Source organism: Enterobacter cloacae complex sp. 2024EL-00227 (assembly GCF_043945315.1).
Lineage (GTDB): Bacteria > Pseudomonadota > Gammaproteobacteria > Enterobacterales > Enterobacteriaceae > Enterobacter > Enterobacter roggenkampii.
In genome coordinates this window covers 1-4,406 of sequence record NZ_JBIMQP010000047.1, presented here as the reverse complement: position 1 = coordinate 4,406, position 4,406 = coordinate 1, and the positions used below count along the sequence as shown (strand labels likewise).

At 44.0% G+C, this 4,406-nt stretch carries 3 protein-coding genes; all 3 read left to right on the top strand.

The window, feature by feature from the left end; translation table 11 throughout:
- Positions 1-343 precede the first annotated feature (343 nt).
- The 3 genes from ACHH0Z_RS25360 to ACHH0Z_RS25350 all read left to right on the top strand — a co-directional run bounded on the left by ACHH0Z_RS25360 (position 344) and on the right by ACHH0Z_RS25350 (position 4,301).
- Positions 344-2,503: a glycosyl hydrolase family 28-related protein gene (locus tag ACHH0Z_RS25360; RefSeq protein ID WP_395149615.1), complete on the top strand. Its 2,160-nt coding sequence runs from the start codon at positions 344-346 to the stop codon at positions 2,501-2,503.
- A gap of 99 nt (positions 2,504-2,602) precedes the next feature.
- A complete protein-coding gene (locus ACHH0Z_RS25355; protein ID WP_395149614.1) occupies positions 2,603-3,658 on the top strand; it encodes an acyltransferase family protein in 1,056 nt (351 codons plus the stop codon).
- 280 nt (positions 3,659-3,938) lie between these two features.
- Positions 3,939-4,301 (top strand): putative holin, encoded by a 363-nt coding sequence (locus tag ACHH0Z_RS25350; protein ID WP_395149613.1) that lies wholly within the window; start codon positions 3,939-3,941, stop codon positions 4,299-4,301.
- Positions 4,302-4,406: the final 105 nt, after the last annotated feature.

Genomic DNA, 4,406 nt, shown 5'->3' with positions numbered 1-4,406 from the left:
CGAACATTACAACGAATGGCATCCGCATAGTGCACTGGGGTATCGTTCGCCACGGGAATATCTGCGGCGGCGAACCAGTAATGGGTTAAGTGATAAAAAGTGTATGGAAATATAGGGGCCAATCCAGGTGATGATACTGACGTTGCATCTCATATTCTCCATGCAATTACTGTATGAATGTACAGTAGCAAAAGTCCTGGAGACTATCCAGCACGATCTGTAATTTACCTGAAAGGTAATAACTTTCCTGTTTGTTATTCATTCAATTCATATAAGGTTTATCAGGTAATAAACTGTCCTGATGATGCATGCGCGCCGGGCGCTGCTTTACTGGAGACAGGCCATGACGGTATCAACCGTAGTTGACCATAACGATTACACCGGGAACGGCGTTACGACATCATTCCCGTACACCTTCCGCATTTTCAAGAAAACAGACCTGACCGTCTCAGTGATTGACCTGAGCGAAAACATTACGGTGCTGGGGCTGGACACCGATTACACCGTGACGAATGCAGGGGGCTATAACGGCGGCAGTGTTGTACTTACCACTCCGCTGTCGAACGGATGGCAAATATCAATTGCCCGCGAGCTGGAGCCGACACAGGAAACTGACCTGCGCAACCAGGGTAAGTTCTTCGCTGAGGTGCATGAAGATGCGTTCGATAAACTGACGATGCTGATTCAGCAGGTCGGTAGTATGTTCCGTCTGGCACTGCGGAAGCCAACAAGTATCGCGAACTGGTACGATGCCCTTAATAACTACATCCGCAACCTGAAAGACCCGAGAGACCCACAGGATGCAGCAACAAAGAACTATGTCGATACTCTGGCAAATAGCAACCTATCAAGAACGTTGAGAACTCCAGAGCAGATACCTTCATTACCTGGTATTGAACTCCGTAAGAATAAAATTGTTGGATTTGATAGCTTAGGAAATCCAGTCGTTCTTACACCTGAGTCAGGATCTGCGGCTGATGTTTTGCTTGATCTTGCTGATTACGCGCCCGGGAAAGGTGATGAACTTGTAGCAACCAAACAGCCATACACGGGTGCTAAAAATCAGACAGTCCATACAAAGCTGGCGCAGGTCATTAACGTCCTCGATTTTGATGGTGTAGTTGGCGATGGTGTGAATGATGACACGGCTGGTATTCAAGCTGCCGTTGATGCTACTCCGCAAGGTGGAAATCTTAACATTCCAAGCGGAACATTTGTCTTGACAGACGAAATAATTATACAGAAATCAATAACAATTAAAGGGCCCGGCGGAAGGATACTTAGTGACACTTTGGATAGTGATTGTATTATTCAAAAAAACAGTGGGAAGTGTATTTTCAGATTTAGAGCGACTGCCAATGGTTACCTGTTCGGTCAGTATGGTCTTACAGCAGTGCATTTCTATGATTTAAACCTCATTGGTCCAAGCAATACTAGCAGATCAACATATGCATTTGCTTGCGATGAAAGTGTAGCAAGTGGTGCATATCATTTCAGAGGGTGGTCTTTCAATAATGTCAATTTTAGATATTTCGTTTACGGATTCTATTTACGCGGAATAATTTATTTGGGTTGCTTTAACAGAGTTAGAGGAACACGATGCAATGCCTTCGCACTGATAGATAATCTTGCTGGTAGCAATGATTTGTGTGGGCAAATCAGATTCCATCAGTGCGAAGGTACATTCTGCGATAACGGGCTTATGCTTAGCCTTGAGAGCCAGACTGGCGATTATGCCGTGAGTCAAAGCACTCTCGCCCATGGTGATAAGGGGATTCAATTCGGGTGGGCTTGTCACATTGATATTGGAGACGATGTTTCACTTGAAGACAATCGTGATTGCGGTATTTACACCATCATTCCGGCATCAGTGAGTAATCCGAACTGTGAAGCAGCTAAGAATATTCGTGGGATTAAATTTATAGGAAATGGTGATGACATCTGGATTAACAAAGAAACAACTGCATATTCAGGCGGCGGTTTTTCATGGCCTATGCACATTGACGGCAACACATTTGCGGGCACAACAAGAAAGATTTTAAAGATTACAGGTAACTCGCCTTTTGACTCACAGCAATTTGTATTTGGAGTATCAAATACATATTCAGGTGGGCTTGTTCCATTGTCGAAAATTGACTCAAATTTCAGAGGTTATAATGCTATTAAAGAACAGGGTAAAATATCAATCAGTGCGAATGTTACAGCTACAACTGACACGAACGTAGCAACGTTTACAATCCCTGCAGGAAAATCGTGCATAATTTCAAAGTATTCAGCTATCTCGCTCTCTACGAACGCCAGCGGTGGAAATGCGCGATACGCTGCTGCGGTTAGGTTTACCGATGCTACGAACAGTATCGTTCTGAAAGATGTGTCAGGCATAGTGGTAGGTGAGGATTTCGTAATCGCTAGTTCTGGAAACTCTAGGGACGTTGTTGTTTCTCTACGCTCAGACGCTGCGGGCCACACGGCAACGCTGAGTTTTACTTACAAATTCTACTGAAATGATAAATGAGGCAGGCGCCATGGAAGGCACAACAAAGGCTTGACCTTTTGCGTGTTTGCTTACACGATCACATGAAAAACATCAACGGGTGATCGTGTGGGCAAAATATATTCAATTCAGTTCTTGCGTGCCATGGCTGCTATCTTTGTTGTAATCAGTCACGTATGGGCTACTAATGGCGTAATCGGAAAGCCTCTTGGGTTTGATTATATAGGTGGGTATGGAGTAGACATCTTCTTTGTTATCAGTGGCTTTATAATGTGTTACACGATAAAAGATGTTTTCGCTTCACCAAGAAAGGAGGCGCTTTCTTTTATCACGAAACGGATTCTTAGAATATATCCTGTTTATTTTATTATTGCTTCCCCTGCAATAATATATCTGATGCATCAGCACGTTGCTTTTGGTGGCACCCTCTCAATATATGACGTCATTGGTAATTTCCTTTTGCTCCCAACCTTTACACAAAATCCAGACTATCATATGTTTTATTATGTTGCCTGGTCATTGTGCTATGAGATGATGTTTTATGCTCTTTTCGCCCTCCTGATGTGCTTCTGCAAAAGAAAGACCACGTTGGTGCTCTCTATGATCGCTATCATGGTTAGCATGGTTGTTTTCGTTCAGACATTTAGATTACAAGGTGCAATGCTTGGGTGGGTTAATATCACCTATATGATTGGTGACAGTCTAATGATTAACTTTGCCCTTGGATGTGTTGCCTTTCTGGTATACTCACAGATCAGAAATGTATCGGTAAAACCACTAATGGCAATTGGCATGATCGCATTGTTAATTGTTATAGGGATAATAAATGCACAACATCAGGCATACCGACTGTTTAGTTTTGGTATAACCTCTTTTGCAATAGTAATGATTGCTCTGTATACCAGGATACCAGACATGGAGAAATCAAGAGCGGAGAAAGTAGGTGTCTATCTTGGAAATGCGTCTTACAGCATTTACCTTTTCCATCTTTACATAGTCTTCGCTTCAGAGAAAATATACTCAATTGTGCCGATTCAGAAAGACGTCACTGGCGCGATACTGAGCTTAGTTGCCGTTATCCTGGGCTGCATTTTTTACACATTCATAGAGAAGCCATTGAACAGCATTATTCATGGACGTGTTTATAGGCGCTTACATGCTTAACAAAATTATTTGGTTTTACAGGTTTGGTGCATTCATAGCGTTCAGCGCTATGATACTGAATCTTATCGGCGTGACTGATTTCTCTCAAAAAGTCGTCATCATTGACTGCATAGGTCTGCTTGTCTGGCTCCATGCTGAATGGGATTACTCCAGGCGTGGCCGTAATTAAAATTAGGAATTATCGCTGTTGATTCGTTACCAGTGACCCATATATGGTTTATTGTGTATGATGAGCTCACCAACTAAGGGGGTTCATTATGCACATTAAACGGTGGTCACTATGTCGCACTCGTTAACCACGGAATCGCTGAATCAGGGGCTTAGCCTGAGTGCGCTAATGTCTGTGGTCGCGGGTGTGCCGCCGGAGGTGGCTTTAGGAGCACTGGCTGGCGCGGTAATATTTGTTACCTCGGCAGTTGAGTATCCGATAAAGCGGCGGTTACTTCTGGCGTTCCTCAGCTTCTTCTGCGGCCTTCTCTTCTACAAAGCGACAGCATCCATTCTTATCGGTCTTGCCAGCATGATCCCCACGATTACACAGGACTCCTTTGAAAAGGGGATTGTGTTTTCTGCGGGGGCATTTGTGTCGGCTATCGTCGCTGTCCGCATTGGCATATGGCTGTTGACCTGCCCCCACGATTAGATACAACACTCAGTTAGTAACGTCGGAATCTTCATTCTCAGAATGACCCTTTCTCCAGCCCGCTGCAAATTCAGACGGTGTCTGATAATTCAGCGTGGAGTGCGG

What these genes read in the sequence shown, in the direction of transcription:
- ACHH0Z_RS25350 (WP_395149613.1), top strand. Translation starts at nt 3,939, where the DNA reads ATGTCGCACTCGTTAACCACGGAATCGCTGAATCAGGGGCTTAGCCTG.
- ACHH0Z_RS25360 (WP_395149615.1), top strand. Translation starts at nt 344, where the DNA reads ATGACGGTATCAACCGTAGTTGACCATAACGATTACACCGGGAACGGC.